Origin of the sequence: Rasiella sp. SM2506 (genome assembly GCF_050859505.1) — a bacterium.
Classification (GTDB): domain Bacteria; phylum Bacteroidota; class Bacteroidia; order Flavobacteriales; family Flavobacteriaceae; genus Marinirhabdus.
In genome coordinates, this window is the sequence record NZ_CP193934.1 from 1806169 (window position 1) to 1827542 (window position 21374).

Annotated in this window: 19 protein-coding genes; 7 read left to right on the forward strand and 12 right to left on the reverse strand. The window is 38.1% G+C overall.

The window, feature by feature from the left end; translation table 11 throughout:
• Positions 1–7: 7 nt before the first annotated feature.
• Complete coding sequence (locus tag ACQ2HF_RS08185) at positions 8–3511, forward strand: T9SS type A sorting domain-containing protein (protein WP_432413039.1); 3504 nt, start codon at positions 8–10, stop codon at positions 3509–3511.
• A gap of 2 nt (positions 3512–3513) precedes the next feature.
• On the opposite strand, the gene meaB is transcribed toward ACQ2HF_RS08185, so the two are convergent.
• On the reverse strand, positions 3514–4593 hold the full coding sequence (gene meaB, locus ACQ2HF_RS08190; RefSeq protein WP_432409944.1) for a methylmalonyl Co-A mutase-associated GTPase MeaB: 1080 nt from the start codon (positions 4591–4593) through the stop codon (positions 3514–3516).
• Between the two features lie 91 nt (positions 4594–4684).
• Between meaB and ACQ2HF_RS08195 the strand changes: the two genes are divergently transcribed.
• Positions 4685–5122, forward strand: coding sequence for an organic hydroperoxide resistance protein (locus ACQ2HF_RS08195; RefSeq protein ID WP_432409945.1), 438 nt, complete (start codon positions 4685–4687; stop codon positions 5120–5122).
• Between the two features lie 95 nt (positions 5123–5217).
• On the opposite strand, the gene ACQ2HF_RS08200 is transcribed toward ACQ2HF_RS08195, so the two are convergent.
• The gene (locus tag ACQ2HF_RS08200; protein ID WP_432409946.1) at positions 5218–5778 is read right to left on the reverse strand and encodes a DUF2383 domain-containing protein; all 561 of its coding nucleotides are present in this window, start codon (positions 5776–5778) and stop codon (positions 5218–5220) included.
• Positions 5779–5825: 47 nt separating this feature from the next.
• Here ACQ2HF_RS08200 and ACQ2HF_RS08205 point away from each other — a divergent pair, with 47 nt between their 5' ends.
• From ACQ2HF_RS08205 to ACQ2HF_RS08215, 3 genes are read left to right on the forward strand one after another with little or no spacing between them, the layout of a single operon-like run.
• Positions 5826–6473, forward strand: a complete 648-nt coding sequence (locus ACQ2HF_RS08205) for an RNA polymerase sigma factor (RefSeq protein ID WP_432409947.1) — start codon at positions 5826–5828, stop codon at positions 6471–6473.
• On the forward strand, positions 6457–7089 hold the full coding sequence (locus ACQ2HF_RS08210) for a hypothetical protein (protein WP_432409948.1): 633 nt from the start codon (positions 6457–6459) through the stop codon (positions 7087–7089). The genes ACQ2HF_RS08205 and ACQ2HF_RS08210 overlap by 17 nt, the downstream gene beginning before the upstream one ends.
• Positions 7061–8683: a hypothetical protein gene (locus ACQ2HF_RS08215; RefSeq protein ID WP_432409949.1), complete on the forward strand. Its 1623-nt coding sequence runs from the start codon at positions 7061–7063 to the stop codon at positions 8681–8683. The genes ACQ2HF_RS08210 and ACQ2HF_RS08215 overlap by 29 nt, the downstream gene beginning before the upstream one ends.
• A 113-nt stretch (positions 8684–8796) precedes the next feature.
• Here the strand turns inward: ACQ2HF_RS08215 and ACQ2HF_RS08220 are convergent, their stop codons facing one another.
• A complete protein-coding gene (locus ACQ2HF_RS08220; protein WP_432409950.1) occupies positions 8797–9144 on the reverse strand; it encodes a DUF6249 domain-containing protein in 348 nt (115 codons plus the stop codon).
• A 150-nt stretch (positions 9145–9294) separates the two neighbouring features.
• Here ACQ2HF_RS08220 and ACQ2HF_RS08225 point away from each other — a divergent pair, with 150 nt between their 5' ends.
• Complete coding sequence (locus tag ACQ2HF_RS08225; RefSeq protein WP_432409951.1) at positions 9295–9879, forward strand: RNA polymerase sigma factor; 585 nt, start codon at positions 9295–9297, stop codon at positions 9877–9879.
• Positions 9863–10249 carry a hypothetical protein gene (locus ACQ2HF_RS08230; protein ID WP_432409952.1) on the forward strand — a complete coding sequence of 129 codons (387 nt, stop codon included), beginning with the start codon at positions 9863–9865 and terminating at the stop codon, positions 10247–10249. The genes ACQ2HF_RS08225 and ACQ2HF_RS08230 overlap by 17 nt, the downstream gene beginning before the upstream one ends.
• A gap of 69 nt (positions 10250–10318) precedes the next feature.
• Here ACQ2HF_RS08230 and ACQ2HF_RS08235 read toward each other — a convergent pair whose 3' ends face one another.
• The 9 genes from ACQ2HF_RS08235 to ACQ2HF_RS08275 form a co-directional block, all read right to left on the reverse strand.
• Positions 10319–13330 (reverse strand): T9SS type A sorting domain-containing protein, encoded by a 3012-nt coding sequence (locus ACQ2HF_RS08235; RefSeq protein ID WP_432409953.1) that lies wholly within the window; start codon positions 13328–13330, stop codon positions 10319–10321.
• A gap of 95 nt (positions 13331–13425) precedes the next feature.
• Positions 13426–13902, reverse strand: a complete 477-nt coding sequence (locus ACQ2HF_RS08240; protein WP_432409954.1) for a DUF4199 domain-containing protein — start codon at positions 13900–13902, stop codon at positions 13426–13428.
• 88 nt (positions 13903–13990) lie between these two features.
• Positions 13991–14545, reverse strand: a complete 555-nt coding sequence (locus ACQ2HF_RS08245) for a DUF4377 domain-containing protein (RefSeq protein WP_432409955.1) — start codon at positions 14543–14545, stop codon at positions 13991–13993.
• 97 nt (positions 14546–14642) lie between these two features.
• Positions 14643–18002, reverse strand: a complete 3360-nt coding sequence (gene secA / locus ACQ2HF_RS08250) for a preprotein translocase subunit SecA (RefSeq protein WP_432409956.1) — start codon at positions 18000–18002, stop codon at positions 14643–14645.
• A gap of 185 nt (positions 18003–18187) precedes the next feature.
• Positions 18188–18409 (reverse strand): DUF2795 domain-containing protein, encoded by a 222-nt coding sequence (locus ACQ2HF_RS08255; RefSeq protein WP_013070580.1) that lies wholly within the window; start codon positions 18407–18409, stop codon positions 18188–18190.
• Positions 18410–18659: 250 nt separating this feature from the next.
• Entirely contained in the window at positions 18660–19232 is a 573-nt protein-coding gene (locus ACQ2HF_RS08260; protein WP_432409957.1) for a cob(I)yrinic acid a,c-diamide adenosyltransferase, read from the reverse strand.
• Between the two features lie 107 nt (positions 19233–19339).
• On the reverse strand, positions 19340–19525 hold the full coding sequence (locus ACQ2HF_RS08265; protein ID WP_432409958.1) for a hypothetical protein: 186 nt from the start codon (positions 19523–19525) through the stop codon (positions 19340–19342).
• 208 nt (positions 19526–19733) lie between these two features.
• Positions 19734–20420, reverse strand: coding sequence for an ABC transporter ATP-binding protein (locus ACQ2HF_RS08270; protein WP_432409959.1), 687 nt, complete (start codon positions 20418–20420; stop codon positions 19734–19736).
• A gap of 95 nt (positions 20421–20515) precedes the next feature.
• Positions 20516–21289 carry an O-methyltransferase gene (locus tag ACQ2HF_RS08275; RefSeq protein WP_432409960.1) on the reverse strand — a complete coding sequence of 258 codons (774 nt, stop codon included), beginning with the start codon at positions 21287–21289 and terminating at the stop codon, positions 20516–20518.
• Between the last annotated feature and the right edge of the window lie 85 nt (positions 21290–21374).

Here is a 21374-nt window from a genome sequence, read left to right on the forward strand (position 1 = left end):
AATTAATATGAAAAGAATTGTTACAATTTTGCTACTCCAATTTTCATTTTTATTAAATGCACAGATTGGGTTTCAAAGCCATCAAATTGTAAATGAAACTAATTTTACAGAAAACAATGAGGATATTGAGTTGGCCGATCTTGACAATGATGGAGATTTAGACATTTTGTCTGCGTCATGGGGAGATGATAAAATTACTTGGTATGAGAACTTAGACGGTTTAGGAACATTTAGTAACCAAATAATTTTAAGTGATAATACAACCGGAGCCAAAGTAGTTAAAGCAGTTGATATAGATAATGATGGTGATTTGGATGTTGTGACAAGCCAATTAGCTTGGTTTGAAAATTTAGATGGTGAAGGAAACTTTGGACCAGAAAATATTATAGACAATTACACAGGTCAATCAATTTTTGATGTTGCTGATATTGATGGTGATGGTGATTTTGACATAGTTTCAGCAAGGAATAATCTCCAATGGTATGAAAATATGGATGGCTTAGGTAATTTTAGTAATGCTAATTTAATTATTTCAAGTATTCAGCTTTATTCTATTTCAGCAATTGATTTCAATGGTGATGATGCTATAGATTTATTGTTGAATAGAGGATATGCAGTATCTTGGATTGAAAATATTAATGGTCAAGGTAATTTTGGTACCGAAAATATTATTAATGATAATTTATATATCTCTGAAATATCAATTCCTGCAGATGTGGACTCAGATGGAAATATGGATGTTATCGTTTCTGCGGACAATTGGGATTTGGTTTGGCATAAAAATATAGATGGTTTAGGAAATTTTGGACCAGAAATATTAATTGATGGATTGCTTGAAAATCCTAAAGATATAAATATTGGGGATGTTGATGCAGATGGAGATATGGATATCATTTCCCTGTCCTTCAATCAGGATACTGTAGTTTGGTATGAAAATCTCAATGGTTTAGGTGCTTTTGGGAATGTACAAACTATAAATGATGAACCTGATCGTCCTTCCGCCGTAGAATTTGGGGATATCGATGGAGATGGAGCATTAGATGCTGTTTTTTGTTCTAGACTCGATAATAGAATTGCCTGGCACAAAAACCAAGATGGTTTGGGAGATTTTTCTGAAGAAATGCTTGTTAATAATGGATTAGACCGTATTACAGGAGTTTTATTCTCAGATTTTAATGGGGATGGGGATATTGATATTCTTACGAGAACAACAAATTACCATAAATTATCCTGGTTTAAAAGCGATGTTGTATCAGGGTCATACAGTTTTAGCCAAAAATTGATTAACGAAAATTATGGGGGTGGTCTTCGTGCTTTTTTTAAGGCAGATTTTGATGGAGACGATGATGATGATATTTTATTAGCGCACGGTAATTTTCTTTTTTGGTTTCAGAACGAGGATGGATTAGGAAATTTTTCTGCCCCAATCGAGATTGCTAGCTTCCCAACCAGACTCGAAGATGTAAGTATGGGAGATGTTGATGGGGACGGAGATATGGATATCGTATGTGCGAAATCTTTTTCTGAAGATAAGATATTTTGGCTTGAAAATATAGACGGATTAGGAACCTTTTCTTCTGAAAATATCATATCTACAAATTTTTTAGATCCTAATAATCTGCTACTATCTGATATAGACGGAGATGGCGATTTAGATGTTATTTCAAGTGCTTTGTCATCATCTGGATCGATAGCTTGGTTTGAGAACTTGGATGGACAGGGAAATTATAGCTCCAAAATTATAATTGAACAAGTTGATTTGGGGTATGCAGGTAAAATTTCTGACTATGACATGGATGGCGATGGAGACTTGGACTTGGTTACAAGTTCAAACATTGATTCAAATGTAGCTTGGTACGAAAACCTGGACGGTGAGGGTACATTTGGACCAGCAAATATTGTTAACAATGTTCCTGTTAGTACTAACCAATCAGCAGCAGTAGATATTGATACTGATGGAGACTTAGATATTGTTGCGACAGATGGAGGTGATTTGATTATGTTCGAAAATTTGGATGGACTAGGGAACTTTGGGTCAAAAAAACTAATTATAGAAGATGGCTCTATTAATTATTTTGATATTTATGATGTTGATGGTGATGGATTAAGTGATTTTGTGACTGGAGGTGGAAATTTTCTTTCGTGGCAAGAAAATTTAGGACCTTTAAAAAATATAATTTATGGCAAGCTTTTAATTGATGCTAATTCTGATGGCTGTGATATAAATGACTTGGTTTTCCCAGATGCAATGGTTGTTACATCTAACGGAGCTAACACATTTGCAACTTTTTCAAACGAAGATGGTGAGTATGTAATAAACACCAATGAAGGCGAGTTCGCTACAGCGGTTACCAGTGCACTACCAATCTACTATAGTTCTAACCCAGCATCCCATACTCATAATTTTAATGGCTTAGGTAATACTTATGAGGCTAATTTCTGCATTGAACCATCTGGAAATGTGAATGACCTCACTATTTCTTTATATCCACTTAGCGATGCGCGACCTGGCTTCGATGCCCAATATCAATTACATTATGCTAATATCGGCACTACAGTTTTAAGTGGAACCGTGAATTTATTTTTTAATGAAGATGGACTTACACTAATAGAAGCGACAGAACCTATTGACAATCAAACAGGCAACAGTGTTTCCTTTAACTATCAAAATATAGAACCCTTTGAATCTAGAACTATTAACATAACCTTTAATGTAGCGCCACCTCCCACAGTTGAAATTGATGATGTATTATTATTTGAAGCTGAAATAACTCCAATTGTTGATGATTTCAATGAAGAAGATAATAATTTTGTTTTTGAGCAAATAGTAGTAGGTTCTTTTGATCCTAATGATATTAGGGTGTTAGAAGGTGAAGAAATAACTATTTATGAGGTGGATAATTACTTGCACTACATCATTCGTTTTCAAAATACCGGTACAGCAGAGGCTCAAAATATAAAAGTAACCAATGAGTTAGATTCCAACTTAGATTGGACAACTCTACAATTGGAAGATATTAGCCACCATAACCGCGTTGAAATTTCAGATGGTGCTCTCGTAGAATTTATTTTTGACAACATTCAACTACCAGATATAAATACAAACGAACCAGAATCACATGGGTATATAGCCTATAAAATTAAACCGAAAAGTAATCTTGGATTAGGAGATAGTATGTCCAACAATGCAAACATATTTTTCGATTTCAACCCACCAATTGAAACAAACACAGTTACAACAACAATTATTGAAAGCCTTGGAGTTGAAGAAAGTGCATTAGATACCGTTAAGGTTTATCCAGTGCCAGCAGAAAATATGCTTATGATAACTGCTACTTCTAGGATTGTAGAAGCGACTATTTATAACCAATTAGGTCAAGAAGTTTTGTCTTTTTCGAGTAATGGTACTTTGGAAACTTTATCAATTTCAACACTTTCAAGTGGTTTTTATACGTTGAAGCTTACCGATGAGTTTGGTGCTACCGCGATTAAGAAAATAATAAAAGAATAATTTCATGTAAGCTTCAATAACGTTTCAGCTGCTTGAAACGGAGTTACTTTCCCTTCACTCAATAATTCAATTTGAAGTTCTAGCGCTTCTTTAATAGCTGGGTTTTCATAGAAGTCACTTTTCAATCTGTTTTCTATGGTTTGCAGCAGCCAGAATTTATTTTGGTCATGTCTTCTTTGCTGAAAAAAGTCGGTTGTTTTTGCTTTCGAAATATATGCTGAAATCAGTTCCCAGATCTCAACGATGCCTTCATTTTCTAGGGCAGAGCATGTAAGTGTTTTGGGGATCCAGCCATTGTCTTTTGGTGGATACATATGTAACGCTCTATTAAATTCAGTTTTGGCGAGTTTGGCGGCTTTTAGGTTTTCACCATCGGCTTTATTAATGGCTATGGCGTCTGCCATTTCCATAATACCGCGTTTTATGCCTTGTAATTCATCTCCTGCACCCGCTAGTTTCAGCAATAAAAAGAAATCGGTCATAGAATGTACTGTGGTTTCGCTTTGTCCCACGCCCACGGTTTCAATAATAATAATATCGTAGCCAGCCGCTTCACATAAAATAATAGCTTCGCGTGTTTTTCTGGCCACACCGCCCAGAGATGTTCCACTGGCGGAAGGTCTTATAAAAGCCTTTGGATTTTTAACGAGCGCTTCCATTCTGGTTTTATCTCCCAAAATACTTCCTTTACTTACCGAGCTACTTGGGTCTACGGTTAAGACGGCTACTCTTTTTCCTTCTGTAGTGAGCAACATTCCAAAACGCTCAATAAAAGAGCTTTTTCCTACACCAGGAACGCCAGTAATTCCTATTCTAATACTTTTATTGGCGTGCGGTAAACAAGCTTTTATAATGTCTTCGGCTGTTTGATTGTGCTTCTTTGCCGTACTTTCAATAATAGTGATGGCCTGGCTTAGGGAGGTTATATTTCCTTGTAAGATTCCGTTGGTTAAAATTTCAGCAGAAGGTGTTTTGCTTCGTTTTTCTTGAATTGTTTTGGCGGCTTTTAAAGATAAACTATCGGGCATACCAATTCCTTCTTTTTCCCGAAGTGCTTTCGATTTGTTACTGTGCTTTGCCATTGCTGAAATTTATGACAAATTTATGAATACACATTTTTAAAAGCACACTTTCGTTGGTATATTGAAACGTATTAATCTAAAACCTGAAAATATGAAAACCTTATATGAAGCAACATCTACAGCCGAGGGAGGTAGAGCAGGACATGTAGTATCTGAAGACAGTCCTATAGATTTTAACCTTTCGGTCCCTAAAAGTATGGGCGGTAAAGGGGGCAATGGAGCTAACCCTGAACAATTGTTTGGTAGTGCCTATGCCGCTTGTTTTGGTGGAGCTATTCAAGCGGTTGCCAAAAGCAAAAATATTAAAATTGATGATGAAAATATTAGTGTTTCTGCTACGATAGGATTTTGCCAAGAAGATCAAAAAGAAGAAGGTTTTTTCCTAGAAGCAACGATAGATTGTTATATTCCAGGGGTTGACCAAGAAACAGGAGAAGATCTGGTAGAAGCAGCCCACGAAGTTTGTCCGTTCTCCAAAGCAACACGGGATAATATTACCGTGACACTCAATTTACTAATGGACGAATAATAGGTTCGCCATATGTTATAAAAAAGCCCTTCAAATTTTAAAATCTGAAGGGCTTTTTATAGTGTTGAAATTTAAAAACACTGCCTATGTAGCAGTTACATAGCTCTTAAATTGATAATTCTGCCGTGTTCGTCGTCGTCAGTCCTTTTTTTTTCTTTTTCGGGTGGCGTTCCGTGTAAAGCTTCATCACGCGTAGCTGGTTCCTTTAAGCTAGGATTTACTATGTGTTCTCCTGCTTGTTTAATATACCATTCTAGCTGTTGTTTTTGTTTATACAAAATACCAAGTGTTATATCTGGCAATTGATGGTTGTGGATTAGCTCGTTATATCTTTTAATGTTATTTAAGTCACGTGCGATGCACTGTTTGATGATAACTTCAGAATTAAAATTTTCCAAAGCTTTTTTAATATCATCCCAGGTACGGTCTTGATGTCCTTTTTCAGCATCAAACTTTAAAGGTTCTATATCTCTAGAACTTAATTCGCTGCTAATGGTGTTTGCCATACGATTACGTTCTACTGCCATGAAATTTAAAAAACGTTTTAGCTCAGTGGTCTGCGCATCATCTGCAGCGTTGTAATAAAGCTTTTCAGCTTCAAAACAAGCGACTAGCAAACGATTAAGCTTTGTAAAGTCTGGGTATTTATTTTTCATGTATTTTTAGATTTAACCAAATGTACGATAAAAGTTAATTCAAAAGTTTGAGCATAAAGTTAATTAACACTAAAATTTCGTTAACAAATGCAACACTCCTAAATTTATTTCGTCCTTTACCAGAACAGCAACCAAAAACCATCACGAGTTTGTCCAACCAACTACTTGTAGCGCAATGTAAGCAGAACAGCCGTAAGGCGCAATTAGCTTTGTATAAGCAATATTGCGACGGGATGTATGTTGTGGCGCTGCGATATATGAAGGACAAAGCCGCTGCAGAAGATGCGGCACAGGAGGGATTTATTAAAGCCTTCAAAAAAATTGAGCAGTTTAAAGGGGACGTCACCTTTGGTGCTTGGTTAAAAAGAATTGTAATTAATACCTGCCTGGATGCCATCAAAGCCAGAAAATTAGAAACAGAACCGTTGTACGATGAGACCCTTAGGATTGCCGAGGAAGAAACAGATTGGCAGGTAGCAGACGAAACAACAGTAGATGAAGTAATGAAAGCGATTGAAAATTTAGGCGATAATTACAGAGATGTTACCAAATTATTTTTGATAGAAGGGTACGACCATCAGGAAATCGCCGAAATCATGGGGATTACTGAAAGTGCTTCAAGAACCAAATTGCACCGAGGAAAATTACAGTTAAAAGAGAATTTAAAACACTTACACTATGGCACAGGATATTAGAAAATTATTAAAAAATCGTCCTGAAGAAACCGGGCAGCTGTCTGCGAATCATACCGATGCGTTTTTAGCCAAACTAGAAGCAAATTTCCCTGAAGATCATTCAACGAATTCTGGAACCAGGAATGTCTCTGTTTTTTGGTTAAAAGTTGCCGCAATCGCAATCGTATTCTTAGCAGTTAGTTTTTTTGGATATCAGTATATTTCTGGATTAGATGGCGGCGCTTCAGTGAACGGGCAGTTTGCTGAAACGACATCAGAAGAAGAAAAGCCAACAGATATCTTAAAGCAACCCAAACTTACCCTGGGAGACCTTTCACCAGATCTTAAAAAAGTGGAAGATTTTTACCTCACGGGAATTAATGTTCAATTAGCGTCGCTGGATGAAAATGATGATAATAAAGAATTAATTGAAGGATACAAAAAACGTATCGCAGAGCTGGACGTAGAGTACAACCGCTTAAATAATGAGTTAACCGACATGGGCCCCACAGAGGCTACCATCAACGCACTTATAGATAATTTGAAAATTCGTTTGGATTTGCTGTTCAAACTAAAAAACAAATTAAAAGAACTTAAAAATTTAGACAATGAAAAATTCAATGACCTACAAGCGTAGTCTTGTATATGTAGTTTTTGTCTTTTGTACCAGTTTTGTATTTGCACAAAGCTCGTATAAAGAGTCTTTCACAGTAGGTGAAGAAGCGGTAGTATTTGTAAATACTTCTCATACTAACGTAATTTTTGAAACGTGGAACAAAGACAAAGTAGAGGTAGAAGCTTTTGTAGAAGGGGCAACGCTCTCAGAAAAAGAGAAAAAAGAAATTTTCGATAATTGGAAATTTGATGTGCTTGGCAACAGTAAGAAAGTAACTATTACTTCCAATAGTGGAAGCCTCTGGGGCGACTTTGAAACTATGGGAAGCCTTAATTCACTGGATAACTTAGGTAACGTAGTAAATATGTCTAGCCTTGAAGCTTTGAAAGGCCTTGAAGGACTTGGAGATTTGGGAGACGTTTTTACCGCAGATTGGAATATAAATGTTCCGGAAATTCCAGAAATGGAAGCCATGCCCCAATGGCCTTTTGGTAAACAGAATACCATTTTGAAAAAGGGAGAAGCATACACCCGGTATAATTATAAAGACAAAGTTTCTTTCACATTCGATAGGGATGTTTACGAGCAAGATAAAAAAGCATACGTTGCCAAACTGAACAACAAATACAACGCAAAAGCAACGGTAGCCGAAACCGATACCTGGCTAAAGAATCTTGACAATTGGAGTGAAGTTTTTGAAAAACGAATGGAAGCTTGGGGTGAGAACTTCGGAAAATCTTTTGAAGCCAATTTTGGTCCCAACTTTGAAAAGAAAATGGAAGCGTGGGGAGAAAAATTTGGTGAGCAGTTTGGAAAGCAAATGGAAGCCTGGGGAGAGAACTTTGGGAAAGACATGGAAGAATGGGGAGCACAATTTGGAAAAGATGCCGATAAATGGGCTAAGCAGTTTGATGGAAATTACAACAAAGAAGAAGTTGTTGATGAGAATGGAAATAAAACTACCATTATTAGAACCAATAAGAATACTAACTCCAAGGATAATAAAATTTATAAGAAAGCCAGAAAAACTATTATTATCCGGATGCCAAAAAATACTAAAACAGATATAAATGTGCGTCATGGTGAAATTAAAATGGCAGACGTGACCAATGTGAGAGCAACATTGAATTATGCCGCGCTAACAGCTAACAGCATTGATGGGGGGCAAACCCGCATCAATGCTGCTTATGCGCCAGTACAAGTAAATTATTGGGGGGATGGGGTATTGTCTGTACAATATGTAGACAGCTGTACATTGAATTCGGTAGGTAAGATTAATCTACAAACCAATTCCAGTAAAGTAGTGATTAACGAGCTTAAAAATGAAGCCTATATTAAAGGCTTTATTGGTAGTTTGTTTATTAATAAAGTGTCTTCTAATTTTAAATCTATAGATGTGGTTTTGGATGACACCAATGCTATAATTGAAATGCCATCAAGCCCGTTTACTTTCTTCTTTAACGGCAGAAAATCTACGTTGTTCTACCCTAAATCTTTAGTGACAACAAACTCTAAAGAATACGGGAGAGTTTTGGTGAAAGGTTTTAATAAAAATAAAGATGCAACGGGTTCTCTTACCATTAATGCTAATTATAGTAATTTGAAATTACAGTAATACTCTCTCTTCACCTACCATAAAATATACCTTACACCTATTTGGAATATAAAAACCGTCTCGATGTATCATATAAACATCAAAACGGTTTGTAAACTAGAAAAATTATAGTGTTAAGCGTCTTTGTTTAGCTTTTTTGTAAGCACAAATCCCAGAAAAAGACCTATTCCTGCCATTAAAAATATAGTTCCTGGTCGCGCCACACTTTCTTCAACACCTGCTTGTACAATAATTTCCGAAATAAGGGTGCCGGCACCAATGCCCATTAATAGTAAAGCGAGATTAATCACAATCACTTTCCAGATAGGAGTTACTTTGCGGTGTTTTCCGTAGAAGATAGAAGCATCGGCTCCTTTTTCAATTAAGGCAAGGCGTTCTTTATTTCTTGCTGAAATATAGAGGTAAAAAATTCCGAAGATAACTCCGAAAATCAAGGGTAATATAATAACTTCAGATCCCATAATATTTGTTTTTTAAAAGATGAATAACATATTGGTTACTTCTAAGACGCGCTGGTTTTGAAACTGGTTACAAATTTGCTAAAAAATTTTCTTTTAGATTTTTTATGTTGAAGTGTAACCAAAAAAGCAACCTAAGCGTCTTACCTTTAGATGAACCAATACACCGACCAACAACTTATTGCTAAAACACTAGAAGGACATACTGCTTCATTTGGAGCTTTGGTGGTGCGGTATCAGGATTTTATATTCACTATTGTTATTCGAATGGTGAAACATAGGGAAGAAGCCGAAGAAATTGCGCAAGACAGCTTTGTAAAGGCTTTTGAAGGTTTAAAAACCTTTCAGGGAAAGTCCAAATTTTCAAGTTGGTTATATAGCATCGCATATAGAACTGCACTGGATTATCTTCGAAAATCGAAACGTTTTCAGGATAGCATTGCTGTTGAAGAAGTAAATGATCTGGAGGTAGCAACTCTGGAAAACGGATTGCAACAATTAGTAGTAAAAGAGAGAGCCAAAATAATTCAGGAATGTATTATGAAACTTCCAGAAATGGATGCGGCAATTATTACATTTTATTATTTTGAAGAACTTTCAGTAAGAGAAATAGCAAAGATCACCGAACAATCTGAGGACAACATAAAAATTAAGTTATACCGAAGCAGAAAGAAATTGTATTCCCTACTTGCTCCTTTTGTAACTAGTAAAGCAATTACTCATGGAAGAGCCATATAAATCGTCAGAAAAACAAACCAAATCTTGGATTCAGGAAGCAGGCCTGGAGCATCCTGGTAACACTTTTAAGATGAAAATTCTGGAAAGGATTGAGTCTAAACTGGTGTTGGAAAAAGCAACTCCTTTAATTAGTAAAAAAGGTTGGGTGTTAATTGCTGTGTTTATAGTGCTTTGTAGTGTTCTGTTGTATGTATTCCCAATCGAACTATCAGTATGGGAAAATAAAGTGCCTTTTAAAAATCTTAATTGGAACTTTAATACAGCCTCTTTTAAAATTTCTGCTCGCACCTCTTATATCTTTATATTCTGCTTAATGTTTCTGGTTCAAATCTCGATTTTAAAACGGTTTTTTAATAAAAATAATGCATAAAAAAACTCCCGAAGCGAAAGCTCGGGAGTTTGTAATTGTGGTAGAATTGAATTTTAGCAATTCAAATAGTTACTCTTTTATAAATTTAAAAGATTGGATGTTATCAACTGTTTCTACTTGTACAATATAAATACCGCTATTTAATCCAGAAAGGGTAAGTGTATTGTTTGTATTTGAAAGTTCTTTTTGTAACACTACCTGTCCGGTAATTGAATACACAACAGCTTTTTTCATCAAAGAAGTTGATGCTATGTTCAACACATCTTTTACGGGGTTAGGATAAAATGAGATTTTAGAATCAACCTGTGAGACTTCTCCAACACCTAAAACGGTAGGTGCTAATTTTAGGACAAATCCTACGGTGTTATTATTACTGTCTTTCCCTGATCCTACAATGGTAGAGCCATCTGCAGAGATGTCTAAAGGGAATGCTAAAGTTACTCCTTGTGTATCAATCCCTAAAGAGGTAGCGTAGTCATTTAAGTTTTGGATGCCTGTTGCTTCCGTCCAGATAAACCCCTGGCCAAAAATAGCTGGAACCCCATTTGGTCTGTAAACACCTACTGCAATAGAGCCGTCTTCATTTAATCCAGAAGTAAAACCTCTATGCCCTGGAGAAAGTGGAGGTCCGATGCTCTCAACACCTGCAGCCTCACTCCAGCGATACGCTTGAAAATTGTTAGCAAAGTTACCTTCACCAGCGGCCCAAACTCCATCGTTAGAAACAGTTTCAATAGGTCCAATTGGATCTCCATTTGCAGTCTCTATAGTTTGTTGTACGCCATCTATCCAAACAGCTCCTTGGCGAAATCCAGTTGCGGTATCTTGCCAGCCACCTACTACGGTTCCATCAAGATTAGTCGCATTTGCTCTGGAATAAGCACCTGCTACTGTAGAGCCAAGATCTATTACCCCTTCAGCGTCAGTCCAACGTATGGCATGTGGCAAATTGTCACCGGCAGTATAACCTAAACCTACAATAGTACTTGCATCACCAGAAATGGCGTGACTAGAACTTGCTTCCTGTCCATCATCTCCTCCTAAACCTCCTAGTGGGGTCCAGGTTTGTGTAGCAACATCGTACATACTAAGTTCGATTAGTCCAGAAGTGGTGTTAAGTGAACTTGCGCCAATGGTAAGTCCGTTGTCCGATATTCCTGTTTTTCCTCCAATACCTGGAGCGGGTACTACACCTCCAATAGTTTCAAAACCTGTTGTTTCGTCCCATAAAAAGTGTGTTTGGGTATCATAGCCTGCAGCGGCGGAGCCATTGTAGTTTACAGTAGAAACAAAACCAGTAGTTGGCAAAATAATAAGTCCGCCATCTGAAGGCACTATATCTATACTTACATTTACATCAAATAGTAAAAACGCTCCTGCATCTGTACCACTTGCTCCAGTGGCATGAATGGCAACATAATATTCTCCTGTTGTAGTGGGTGTAAATAGTTCGGATGCCGTGTAAGCCATGCTTTCCAAATCGTTGCCGTTATTGGCTCCTGGAAATTCTCCTTGCTGTACAATATCTGAATAGGTGGCTAGGGTTTCGACAATAGCGCCACTATTTTGTGCGTCTGTGATAACCAATTCAAAGTTTTCTGAAGCAATTATATTTCCTAGGTTTAATGCATTGTAATCTATTTCAATACGATAGTTTGTTCCTCCAACAAAAGAAATTGCTTTCGTAAATGCCCAGTCGTCTTTTTCAAATTGACTTACATTGTTTGGAATTAGAGTCATTATTGGATCGTCGGTTCCGTCGCCATCAATATCAACACTGTCATTAAATGCCCATTCAGGAGCTTGTGTATCGGTATTTTCATATGCCCAACATTCTGGAGTTCCATTACTGAAGTCTTCAGAATAAGGTAACATTGCTGGTTCTATACACAAAGGTTCTGATGGTTCGTCAGAGACACCTACATCAAATAGTAGTAATGCACCACCGTTTACAGTGGCGTCAATAGCGTGTACACCTAAGTAATATTCACCAGATGTGGTGGGTGTAAAACCTTCTTCAGCTAAATAAGCCTGTGCTTCAAGATCGTTTCCAGTATTGTTTCCTGGAAATTCTCCTTGTTGGAATATGTCGTTATAGGTATTTAACAATTGTTGGAAAGGAGCCGTAGAACTTTGTGCATCCAGCACCCATAGTTCAAAATTTTCAATAGAGGTTCCATTGCCTAAATCTACTGCATTGTAATGTGACGAGAAATAATAGGTAGTTCCTGCTTCTAATTGTACGGCTCTTGAAAATACCCAGTCGTCTTTTTCAGAAAACTGAACTCCAGGAGAGATATTACTGTATACGGGATCATTGGTTCCGTCACCGTCTATATCAACACTGTTATTATAGGACCATACGGGTGCAATATTATCTGTGTCTTCAATTACAAAACACGGTGGGTCTCCGGCGCCAAAATCTTCAAAATAAGGGATGCTGGCTGCAGTACATCCTGGTGCATTTTCCGTGATAGAGGTATTGAATAGAAAAAAACCTCCACCTTCAGTACCATTACTTCCCAAAGCGTGAATAGCTACATAGAAATCACCCGAAGTTGCAGGTGTAAAGGTTTCCGAAGCTGTGTAAGCTAGTGTTTTGATATCATTTCCGTTGTTCGATCCTGGAAATTCTCCTTGCTGAATAAAATCGGAATAGGTTCCAATAACCGTATTAAAGGTAGCGGTTGAACTTGGAGCATCTGTTATCACCAACTCGAAATTTTCTGAAGCCGTTGCATTTCCTAAATTGAACGCATTGTAATCTACTTCAATTAAATATTCGGTACCTGCAGTGAAGGCTAATTTTTTTGTGAATGCCCAATCATTTTTCTGGGTAACCCCTACACTTGGAGGAATCAAAACCAAAACTGGGTCGTTAGTGCCGTTTCCTGTAATGTCTACTGCATTGTTATACGTCCAAACAGGATTAGAGGTGTCTGTGTTTTCGTAATCCCAACATTCAGGAGTTCCTGCACTAAAATCTTCAGTGTAAGGAATCGTGGCTGCAGTGGTGCAATCTTGAGGTGCCGCTGTAAAAATCCCTATCAAAAATAAAGAGAGTGTAAATAAATATTTCATCGCATAAAAAGTTTAAGTTATGCAGCGAATATATTTAGAAAAGTAAGTGTCTTTGGTTAATGAAGGGTTAACGGAGAAAAATAGGTACCTAAAATCTAGCTCCTCCTTAAGAAAATAGCAACCACTGCCGAAACTACCAATCCACCACCCAAAGCACCAATGGCCGATTGCCAAATGTAATTGGTGATATTAAAATAGTCATTAGCTTTCGTGCGGGTCATGATATCGTTGGTGACCGAATACTCAATGATGTCGTTAAAATATTCCGGCGTGATATAATTGTGTGTAATATATTGTGCGATGGGAGAAAGCAACGCCACAAATAAAGTCATTTTAGCTCCTGTTAAGAATCCTTGAAACCAAGTCATTTTTTTATCGTAATGGCGTCTTCGCTTTTCGCGCATCACTAAAACATACATTAAAATGCCAAAAGGAAGAAATAACAGTGTTAACCATTCGTGGTTTTCTATATTATCTTCGTGCCATCCCAGGGTTTTTTCAAAAAGCATCCACGCCAAGGTGGTGATAGTGAAAATAAATGCCCATTTTAATTCAATTTTTAGTGCCTTCATGCTTTGTATAGATTCCTTTTGACAAGATACAAAAAACCGCATCAAGAAATTGAATTCTTAGATGCGGTGAATTTTTTAGGGTGCTATTTTAATACAAACCTTGTAACACATACGTCCCTTCTGGTCCGTGTGTAAAGGTACCTGTGGCGGCTTCTTGATTTGGTGTTACTTGCTCTAGTTGGGAGCATAAGTTTTGACACGCAACCGTAATCTCCTGACTTAAAATAAAGCCTAAGGTGGAGGTGCCTCTAACAAATGAAACATAGCCCACACCATTGATAAAACGGGCAATGGGAATTTCAAAAGTAGCTTGTGGAGAAACTTGGGTTTGGTCATCTATTGAAACCAATTCATACGAAATGGTTGCTGCATCGGTACCTGCATTTTCAGTGATAACTTTTTTAGCAGTGATGTTATAGGTAAAGCCAGGCTCAAATTTAAAATTCTTTATAAAGGCTGTTCCCTGAAATGTATCGCTGCCAATGGCATCGTTTTCCTGAATTAAAAGTTGTGTTCCGCTCACTACCGAAGTAGTTTTATAATGGTTCACAAAAAGCGCTACTTCTTCATTGGTGATAGAAGCATCATCTTTACTGCAAGCAAAAAGTAGGGCAGTAGTGCAAATTAAAAGTATCTTTTTCATAGCATTGTATTTTAATTTAATGTCCACAAATTTAATACCAAAAAATTCCGATTGTTTTTCAAAAAACAATCGGAATTTTAGTTTTATAAACCATATACTAGTGCTCCGTAAGTACCCATTCCCCTTTAGTAATGAGAGGAATCGCTAGCTTGTACTTGACTTCTTTAGTTTCCCCGCTCATTACGTGTTTAATGGTCACCTTATCATTACGACCAATTTTTGGTTGATCGCGAACAATGGTTTCGGTAATTTGTGGTTGTTGGCGTTGGGTTTGTCCTGCAGCTCTAGATTCTGCTGAACGTTCGTCCAGATTTTGAATTTCTTCTTTCTGCTCGCTCAATTCTTCTTTTGGCCGCGTTTGACGTGCTTCTCTAATTTGTTGCTGATTTTCCTGTGGAAGTTCACCTTTAAATAAGAATGAAATCACCTCTTTATTTACCTTTTCAATCATTCCTTTAAACAATTCAAAAGCTTCGAATTTGTAAATAAGTAAAGGATCTTTTTGCTCGTGTACTGCTAGCTGAACCGATTGTTTCAACTCATCCATTTTACGTAAATGCGTTTTCCACGAATCGTCTATAATGGCTAAGGTGATGTTCTTTTCAAAGTCGTTTACCAGTTGTGTTCCTTTACTTTCATACGCTTTTTCAAGATCTGTTGCAACGTTAATAGTTTTTACACCATCGGTAAAAGGGACTAAAATTCGCTGGTATTGTTCTTTGTGATTTTCATATACATTACTAATAACAGGGAAGGCCATTTCCGCATTACGCGCCATCTTGTCTTTGTAATGCTGGAAAGCAGCTTTGTATACTTTTCCTGCAATTTGTTGTACGGCCATTGCTTCAAATTCCTCTGGAGTAACAGGAGAACTCATAGAGAAATAGCGGATAAGCTCAAACTCAAAATTCTTATAGTCCTGGGCCAATTTGTTGCCTTCCGTAATTACTTCGGCTGTGTCATAAATCATATTGGCAACATCTACTCGAAGTCTTTCCCCAAACAATGCATTGTAACGACGTTTGTACACCACTTCACGTTGGGCGTTCATTACGTCATCATATTCTAGTAATCTCTTTCTAATTCCGAAGTTATTCTCCTCCACTTTTTTCTGTGCACGCTCAATAGATTTTGAAATCATACTGTGCTGAATCACTTCGCCTTCTTTTAAGCCCATACGGTCCATCATTTTGGCGATTCGTTCGCTTCCAAAGAGACGCATTAAATTGTCTTCTAAGGAAACATAGAACTGCGAACTTCCCGGATCTCCCTGGCGACCACTACGACCACGTAATTGTCTGTCTACACGACGGCTATCGTGACGTTCTGTACCAATAATGGCTAGACCTCCAGCGTCTTTTACCGCTTTACTTAATTTAATATCGGTACCACGACCTGCCATGTTGGTGGCGATGGTTACCATCCCGCTATTTCCAGCTTCCGAAACAATATCTGCTTCACGTTTATGGAGTTTTGCATTTAATACATTATGTGGAATGTTACGAATACTCAACATACGGCTCAATAATTCAGAAATCTCTACTGAAGTGGTACCAATTAACACAGGACGACCCGCTTTTGACAGCTCGGTTACCTCGTCGATTACTGCATTGTATTTTTCACGCTTGGTCTTATAAATTTTGTCTTCACGATCGTCACGGGCTATAGGGCGGTTGGTAGGTATTTCTACCACATCCAATGTGTATATTTCCCAAAGTTCGCCAGCTTCCGTCACGGCAGTACCTGTCATACCCGCCAGCTTGTTGTACATTCTAAAGTAATTCTGAAGCGTAATGGTAGCAAAGGTTTGCGTCATGGCTTCAATCTTTACATCTTCTTTGGCTTCAATTGCCTGGTGCAATCCGTCACTGTAACGCCGGCCGTCCATAATACGTCCGGTTTGTTCGTCTACAATCATCACCTTGTTTTCCATCACTACATATTGATCGTCTTTTTCGAACAATGCGTAGGCTTTCAACAACTGACTCATAGTATGGATACGCTCACTTTTCACTCCAAAATCACGGAAGAGTCCTTCTTTTTCGGCTGCTTCTTCTTCGGGAGATAATCCTTTATTTTCAATCTTGGCGATTTCGGTGCCTATTTCTGGCATCACAAAGAAATCTGGGTCGTCTGCTCCAGAAAGGTAATCAATACCTTTATCGGTAAGTTCTATCTGGTTATTTTTTTCGTCAATTACAAAATACAGTTCCGCATCTACCTTTGGCATCTCGCGGTTGTTGTCTTGCATAAAATGATTTTCGGTTTTCTGAAGAATTTGTTTTACACCTTCTTCAGATAAATACTTAATCAATGCTTTGTTTTTGGGAAGTCCACGAAAAACTCTATACAATTGAAAGCCTCCTTCTTTGGTGTCTCCTTCAGCAATAAGTTTTTTTGCTTCGGCTAGTACGCCTGTCAACATCTTTTTCTGAACGTTTACGATGTCGTTAATTTTCGGTTTTAGTTCGTTAAACTCGTGGCGATCTCCTTCCGGAACAGGGCCGGAAATAATTAGCGGGGTACGTGCATCATCAATTAATACACTATCTACCTCATCTACAATGGCGAAGTGGTGTGGGCGTTGAACGAGATCTCCCGGAGCATGTGCCATATTATCACGCAGGTAATCAAATCCAAATTCGTTATTGGTTCCGTAGGTAATGTCTGAATTATATGCTTTACGACGGGCGTCGCTATTTGGACGGTGGTAGTCTATACAATCTACCGTCATTCCGTGGAATTCAAAAATTGGTGCCATCCAGGCGCTATCACGTTTTGCGAGATAGTCGTTTACGGTAACAAGGTGTACGCCGTTTCCAGCAAGGGCATTTAAATATACTGGAAGCGTGGCTACAAGAGTTTTACCTTCTCCCGTATGCATCTCTGTTGCTTTTCCTTGATGTAAGGCAACACCACCAATAAGTTGCACATCATAATGCAACATATCCCAGGTAATTTCTTTTCCAGCAGCATCCCAAGAGTTTTTCCAAATGGCTTTATCTCCTTGTAGGGTAACGTAGTCTTTAGTGCCAGACAATTCCCGGTCAAAAGATGAAGCGGTAACTTCTATGGTGCTATTTTCCTTAAAGCGTTTTGCAGTTTCTTTTACTACGGCAAAAGCTTCGGGAAGTATCTCGTCCAGCGTTTTTTTCTCTACCTCGTAGCGATCTTTTTTAAGCGCATCCATCTGGTTGTAGATGTCTTCTTTCTTATCGATATCCTCTTCTACATCTGCCTGTGCCTGTAGTTCGTCTACCTGCTTTTGAATATCGGCTTGATCTTCTTTTATTTTAGCTCGGAAGAAATCACTTTTAGCCCGTAGCTCATCTATAGAAAGTGCGGCAATGGATGCTTCGTGTTTTTTAATTTGATCTACATACGGCTGTATATCGCCGATGTCTTTTTTGGATTTATCTCCAACAAATACTTTTAATATGCTATCTAAAAATGCCATAATTTCAATTCGGTTTAAGGGGCTGTTTTAAAGAGAATTCTCTCCTTAAAAGCGTATACAAAAAAACGGTTAAAAAACCACATTTACAAGTGGTTTAACTGTTTTGTACACTCAGTTTTGCCCATAAAAAAAGCCTCAATAGTATTGAGACTTTTTAAGTATGTTAGTTACTGCTAGGCAGTGTGTTAATATTCATCTTCGTTCCACAGGTAATCATCGTCTGTGGGATAATCTGGCCAAATTTCTTCGATAGAGTCGTAGCTGTCACCTTCGTCTTCAATAGCTTGAAGGTTTTCAACAACTTCTAATGGGGCTCCCGTTCTAATAGCATAATCTATTAGCTCGTCTTTTGTTGCCGGCCAGGGCGCATCACTTAAATAAGATGCTAATTCTAAAGTCCAGTACATAGTACGTTGTATTTTAATTTTGTGCAAAAATAATTTTTTAGACCAAATACTCAAGGAAAAAAGCAATTATTTGTGAACTATTTCTAAGAACGTTTGTAAGTAGTTGATAGTGAGTGAATTGGTTGTAAGGTAAATTTGGTACTTAGTTGGTTGTTTACTGAAGTGATTATTTTACTTCTAAACTCTAAACTCTAAACTCTAAACTCTAAACTCTAAACTCTAAACTCTAAACTCTAAACTCTAAACTCAACTAGAGTTTCTCAGGAATCCACTTTACTTCGTCTGCTTGCAAATCTTTAGACAACTTCCGTGCCAGCACAAATAGGTAGTCAGAAAGTCGGTTTAGGTATATTAAAACCCGTTCGTCTGTTGGTTGTTGTTCGTGTAACAGCGTTGCCAAACGTTCCGCACGACGGCAAACACAGCGTGCAATGTGACAATATGACACGGTAGTATGACCACCAGGTAGCACAAAATGCGTCATTTGCGGGAGAGCGTCATTCATCTGGTCCATTTCAGTCTCCAAGAGTACAATGTTCTCTTCTGAAATTTTAGGGATGTTTAACCGTTCCTTGCCATTTTTAAGAGTGGCTTTTTCAGGGTCGGTCGCCAAAATAGCCCCTACTGTAAATAGGCGGTCTTGTATGTGAATAAGTATCTCCTTGCTTCGGGGATCAATTTCTTGATCCCGAATTAAACCGATATAACTGTTTAGTTCGTCCACAGTTCCATAGCTTTCAATACGGATGTGATGTTTTGGAACCCGTGTACCGCCAAAAAGTGCTGTGGTTCCTTTATCGCCAGTTTTGGTGTAGATTTTCATAGTATTTTTAGTTTACAGCTAAAAGGTTGCTGAGTGGTTTTGAATTAATGAGCATGGCAACTAATAAAATTGTACAGAAGCATCTGCCTTTGTGTAGGTAAATATTTTTAAGATTCTTTCTTTTCTTTCTCCTCCCGCTCTCGTTTGCGCTCCTCATAACTGCTTTTAAAGTTGCGTTGCCGGCGATCTCGATTTTTGCTGGTGTTTTTTTTATTCCAATAAAATACAAGCACGGCCAGAATTAGAAGGCCAAAGACAACAATGTAGGGGTCGTAGAAGTTTATAGCTAGCATAATTGTAAAATTACAACCTTCGATACAATTTTGAAAGAATTCAAATTGTTCTTTTGTTTTGAAGCGGTTAAAGCTTAATGTCTATAAAGTTTGTCAATCGCTTCAAAATGTACCGAAGCCAAATCTATAGAGCAATCAAAGTAAGGGCGAGCGAGAGCAGCCCGTAGACTACAAGTTACGAAGTAACGTTCTACTGTCTACCAAACTACTACCTGTTCCTCACATCTGTCTCCACCACACCGTCTCTAAGTCTAATGACTCTATGTGCGTGCTCGGCGATTTCTTCTTCGTGGGTTACTATGATTACGGTATTGCCTGCATCGTGAATCTCTTGGAACAATTTCATAATTTCAACCGAAGTTTTACTGTCCAGGTTCCCCGTAGGCTCATCTGCCAAAATAATAGACGGATGGTTTACCAGGGCTCTTCCTACGGCCACACGTTGTCTTTGGCCACCAGAGAGTTGGTTGGGTCTGTGGTCCATTCTATCTCCTAAACCAACATCGTGTAAGACTTGCTCGGCACGTTTGGTACGTTCGGCTTTGGAAGCTCCTGCATATACCATAGGCAAGGCAACATTTTCTAAGGCTGTGGTTCTTGGGAGCAGATTAAAGGTTTGAAATACGAAGCCTATTTCTTTGTTTCGTATTTCGGCAAGCTGGTCGTCAGTTAGGTTGCTTACGTCGGTGCCATTTAGTTCATAACTACCAGAAGTTGGGGTGTCCAAACAGCCTAAAAGGTTCATTAAGGTAGATTTTCCCGAACCAGAAGGCCCCATTAATGCTACATAGTCCCCTTTTTCAATATCAAGGTCAATCCCTTTTAACACGTGTACAATTTCTTGCCCCAATGGGAAATCGCGGATAATGTTTCTAATTTTAATTACCAGGCTCATGGTGTCTGTAATTTGAGTATTGTTAGTATGAAAACACTTCGACTGCGCTCAGTGTGACAAATAGATGTTCATAAGACGCAAAGGTATCCATCTTGTTACAAACGGATGCTAAAATGTTGCTTCGGCTGCTCTTTCCTGAAAAAAACCAGTCCCCATTGAAATGTGTCGATACTTACGGTCACTTTGGGGTGGGCGATAATTTCCTGCCAGGCTTCGGTCATTTCCGGGCTCCAGTAAATATCGTCAAAGATAAAAACGGAATCGTTGTGGGCATACTTCAGCAAGGTTGAAAAATTATGAAGTGTCGCTTCCTTACTATGATTTCCATCAATATATACAAAGGTGAATACTTCTGAAATTGTTTGCTGAAAGAACGTTTCAAAAGGTTCCGTTTTAATGGTCACATTTTTTATTCCGAAGTCGTCAAAATAGGTGTTCGCTATTGCCGAAGTTGTCTTGCAACCTTCCACTGTATTTATAGTAACTAAAGGTGCCCCCAGTGCCATCGCTATAGTTCCCATCCCCAGGGAAGTTCCCAATTCCAAAATGGTCTCGGGCTTAAAATACGTTACCAACCGAAACAACAATTGTTGTCGTTTTACTGAAATTCCCGCGTTTTTTGCAATGGCGTTCACAGGACGTTTATTGCTTTTAAACACGCGAGACCCTGCGCCAAAATCGGTTATGGAAATGGTTGAGGTGTCTGCAAACAGTTTTTTTCGATGCTCCTTTAAAGTGGCGTAGGCGGGATATTGTTTTTTGTCATACAGACAATTGGTTACTAAATTATACACAAAAGGTGAGTGCACCCCGTGCTGATTGCTAGCGCGGATAAGAAAGTTGAGATATGATTTGAATTGGTGATACATTTTCAGTCTTCAGTGGCAGTAGCAGTCTGCAGTATCTTTTAATAAGTTTATTAATATACGAATTTTAAAAGCCATAAAATTTACA

Bases quoted from the DNA above. Each gene is read 5' to 3' on its own strand.
- ACQ2HF_RS08200 (WP_432409946.1), bottom strand. From the start codon at position 5,778: ATGAAAAATAAATACCCAGACTTTACAAAGCTTAATCGTTTGCTAGTC.
- ACQ2HF_RS08225 (WP_432409951.1), top strand. From the start codon at position 9,295: ATGAACCAATACACCGACCAACAACTTATTGCTAAAACACTAGAAGGA.
- ACQ2HF_RS08235 (WP_432409953.1), bottom strand. From the start codon at position 13,330: ATGAAATATTTATTTACACTCTCTTTATTTTTGATAGGGATTTTTACA.
- ACQ2HF_RS08270 (WP_432409959.1), bottom strand. From the start codon at position 20,420: ATGAGCCTGGTAATTAAAATTAGAAACATTATCCGCGATTTCCCATTG.
- ACQ2HF_RS08215 (WP_432409949.1), top strand. From the start codon at position 7,061: ATGAAAAATTCAATGACCTACAAGCGTAGTCTTGTATATGTAGTTTTT.
- ACQ2HF_RS08220 (WP_432409950.1), bottom strand. From the start codon at position 9,144: ATGGGATCTGAAGTTATTATATTACCCTTGATTTTCGGAGTTATCTTC.
- meaB (WP_432409944.1), bottom strand. From the start codon at position 4,593: ATGGCAAAGCACAGTAACAAATCGAAAGCACTTCGGGAAAAAGAAGGA.
- ACQ2HF_RS08275 (WP_432409960.1), bottom strand. From the start codon at position 21,289: ATGTATCACCAATTCAAATCATATCTCAACTTTCTTATCCGCGCTAGC.
- secA (WP_432409956.1), bottom strand. From the start codon at position 18,002: ATGGCATTTTTAGATAGCATATTAAAAGTATTTGTTGGAGATAAATCC.
- ACQ2HF_RS08265 (WP_432409958.1), bottom strand. From the start codon at position 19,525: ATGCTAGCTATAAACTTCTACGACCCCTACATTGTTGTCTTTGGCCTT.
- ACQ2HF_RS08260 (WP_432409957.1), bottom strand. From the start codon at position 19,232: ATGAAAATCTACACCAAAACTGGCGATAAAGGAACCACAGCACTTTTT.
- ACQ2HF_RS08185 (WP_432413039.1), top strand. From the start codon at position 8: ATGAAAAGAATTGTTACAATTTTGCTACTCCAATTTTCATTTTTATTA.
- ACQ2HF_RS08240 (WP_432409954.1), bottom strand. From the start codon at position 13,902: ATGAAGGCACTAAAAATTGAATTAAAATGGGCATTTATTTTCACTATC.
- ACQ2HF_RS08230 (WP_432409952.1), top strand. From the start codon at position 9,863: ATGGAAGAGCCATATAAATCGTCAGAAAAACAAACCAAATCTTGGATT.
- ACQ2HF_RS08195 (WP_432409945.1), top strand. From the start codon at position 4,685: ATGAAAACCTTATATGAAGCAACATCTACAGCCGAGGGAGGTAGAGCA.
- ACQ2HF_RS08210 (WP_432409948.1), top strand. From the start codon at position 6,457: ATGGCACAGGATATTAGAAAATTATTAAAAAATCGTCCTGAAGAAACC.
- ACQ2HF_RS08255 (WP_013070580.1), bottom strand. From the start codon at position 18,409: ATGTACTGGACTTTAGAATTAGCATCTTATTTAAGTGATGCGCCCTGG.
- ACQ2HF_RS08245 (WP_432409955.1), bottom strand. From the start codon at position 14,545: ATGAAAAAGATACTTTTAATTTGCACTACTGCCCTACTTTTTGCTTGC.